This window comes from Sphingomonas sp. PP-CE-3G-477, assembly GCF_003050745.1.
GTDB lineage: Bacteria > Pseudomonadota > Alphaproteobacteria > Sphingomonadales > Sphingomonadaceae > Sphingomonas.
This window is the reverse complement of sequence record NZ_QAOF01000024.1, coordinates 2,501-5,520: the sequence shown is the minus strand read 5'-3', so window position 1 is coordinate 5,520 and position 3,020 is coordinate 2,501. Positions and strand designations below refer to the sequence as shown.

General features: G+C 53.4%; 1 rRNA gene. It reads right to left on the bottom strand.

What is annotated here, in order from left to right:
* Positions 1 to 30: 30 nt before the first annotated feature.
* Positions 31 to 2,827 (bottom strand): 23S ribosomal RNA (locus C8J45_RS18720).
* Between the last annotated feature and the right edge of the window lie 193 nt (positions 2,828 to 3,020).

Below are 3,020 nucleotides of genomic sequence, written 5' to 3'. Positions count from 1 at the left end.
ACCCAGTGTTGTCATTGATGGTGTGAGACTCTCAAGCGCGAATAGAGCAATTAGTATCGGTTAGCTCCATGCGTTACCGCACTTCTACATCCGATCTATCAACGTCGTGGTCTCCGACGGCTCTATGAAATCTTATCTCGAGGGAGGCTTCCCGCTTAGATGCTTTCAGCGGTTATCCCGTCCATACATAGCTACCCAGCTGCGCTCCTGGCGGAACGACTGGTACACCAGAGGTATGTTCAACCCGGTCCTCTCGTACTAGGGTCAACTCCTCTCAAATTTCGACGCCCACGGCAGATAGGGACCAAACTGTCTCGCGACGTTCTGAACCCAGCTCACGTACCACTTTAATTGGCGAACAGCCAAACCCTTGGGACCTGCTCCAGCCCCAGGATGTGATGAGCCGACATCGAGGTGCCAAACAACCCCGTCGATATGAGCTCTTGGGGGTTATCAGCCTGTTATCCCCGGCGTACCTTTTATCCGTTGAGCGATGGCCCTTCCACGAGGGACCACCGGATCACTATGACCGACTTTCGTCTCTGCTCGACTTGTCAGTCTCGCAGTCAGGCGGGCTTATGCCATTGCACTCTAACAGACGGTTTCCGACCGTCCTGAGCCCACCATTGCGCGCCTCCGTTACTCTTTAGGAGGCGACCGCCCCAGTCAAACTACCCGCCACAGAGGGTCCCTGTTCCGGCTTACGGAACGAGGTTAGACATCAGAAACAAACAGGGTGGTATTTCACCTATGGCTCCACATCAGCTGGCGCCGATGCTTCAAAGCCTCCCACCTATGCTACACAGTTTCTTCCTAATGCCACTCTGAAGCTGCAGTAAAGGTGCACGGGGTCTTTCCGTCTAACCGCGGGTACTCCGCATCTTCACGGAGAATTCAATTTCGCTGAGCATGTCCTGGAGACAGTGGGGAAGTCGTTACGCCATTCGTGCAGGTCGGAACTTACCCGACAAGGAATTTCGCTACCTTAGGACCGTTATAGTTACGGCCGCCGTTTACCTGGGCTTCATTTCAGAGCTTGCACCCCTCCACTTAACCTTCAGGCACCGGGCAGGCGTCAGGCCCTATACGTCGTCTTGAAGCCGACTTAGCAGAGCCCTGTGTTTTTGCTAAACAGTCGCTACCCCCTGGCCTGTGCCCCCTCAAAGTGCTTGCGCATAGTGAGGGCCTCCTTCTTCCGAAGGTACGGAGGCAATTTGCCGAGTTCCTTCAGGACACTTCTCTCAAGCGCCTTGGTATACTCTACCTGACCACCTGTGTCGGTTTCGGGTACGGTCTATACGGTGGGGCTATTTCCTGGAACCATTTCGAAGCCATCCCAATCCGATAAGGGATGACAACACACATGATCCGTCACACACCACCAGGCCCACGAATATTAACGTGGTTCCCATCGACTACCCCCTTCGGGCTCGTCTTAGGGGCCGGCTCACCCTGCGCGGATTAGCCTTGCGCAGGAACCCTTGGTCTTTCGGCGAGAGGGCATCTCACCCTCTTTATCGCTACTCATGTCTGCATTCGCACTTCCGATACCTCCACGACCCATTACCAGATCGCTTCACAGGCTTACGGAACGCTCCGCTACCGCGTACCACATAAGTGGCACACCCTAAGCTTCGGCACGTATCTTGAGCCCCGTTACATCTTCGCCGCAGGACCTCTTGTTTAGACCAGTGAGCTGTTACGCTTTCTTTAAAGGATGGCTGCTTCTAAGCCAACCTCCTGGTTGTTTTGGAAGTCCCACATGCTTTCCCACTTAGATACGATTTGGGGGCCTTAGCTGTAGGTCAGGGCTGTTTCCCTTTTGACGACGGACCTTAGCACCCGCCGTCTGTCTCCCGCATATCACTCTTAGGTATTCGGAGTTTGGTTAGGTTTGGTAGATCTCGCGACCCCCTAGCCCATCCAGTGCTCTACCCCCTAAGGTGTTCGTGCGAGGCACTACCTCAATAGTTTTCGCGGAGAACCAGCTATTTCCCGGCTTGATTGGCCTTTCACCCCTAAACACAACTCATCCGGTAACTTTTCAACGTTAATCGGTTCGGACCTCCAGTGCATGTTACTGCACCTTCATCCTGGTCATGCCTAGATCGCCGGGTTTCGGGTCTAATACATCAAACTCTGGCGCCCTATTCAGACTCGCTTTCGCTGCGCCTACACCTATCGGCTTAAGCTTGCTTGATACATTAAGTCACAGACCCATTATGCAAGAGGTACGCTGTCAGGCCATAAAAGCCCTCCAACTGCTTGTAGGCAATCCGTTTCAGGTACTGTTTCACTCCCCTCATCGGGGTGCTTTTCACCTTTCCCTCACGGTACTAGTTCGCTATCGGTCACATACGAGTATTTAGGCTTGGAGGGTGGTCCCCCCATGTTCAGACAGAATTTCACGTGTTCCGCCCTACTCGAGTCCTGAATTCTCACTTTCGTATACGGGGCTGTCACCCGCTATGGCGTCTCTTTCCAGAAGACTTCTACTAGTTGAAATTCAGGCACTGGCCTGGTCCGCGTTCGCTCGCCACTACTAACGGAATCTCGGTTGATGTCTTTTCCTCCAGCTACTGAGATGTTTCAGTTCGCCGGGTTCGCTTCACGAAGCCTATGTATTCAGCTAAGTGATACCTAACCTAATTAACTCGACCTGTGCGTTACCGCGCAGGTAGAATTAATCGGGATAGGTGGGTTTCCCCATTCGGAAATCGTCGGGTCAAAGCTTGCTCACAGCTCACCGACGCTTATCGCAGCGTGCCACGTCCTTCATCGCCTGTATGTGCCAAGGCATCCACGAATTGCCCTTACCTCACGCTTGAGAGTCCACACCACCAACGACATCACTGGGTGTCCTTTCGGATCACCAACTCGGCAGAGCAGTGCGCGTTGGCCTTTGTCAGGTGCGGATGATTATAATCTCAGCCAGATTATTAGTTATGATGATGTCGATATCTGGAGCTTCGAACCGCTCGTCCAGATCGTTGACGCCGAAGCGCTCACGAACCGCCGAA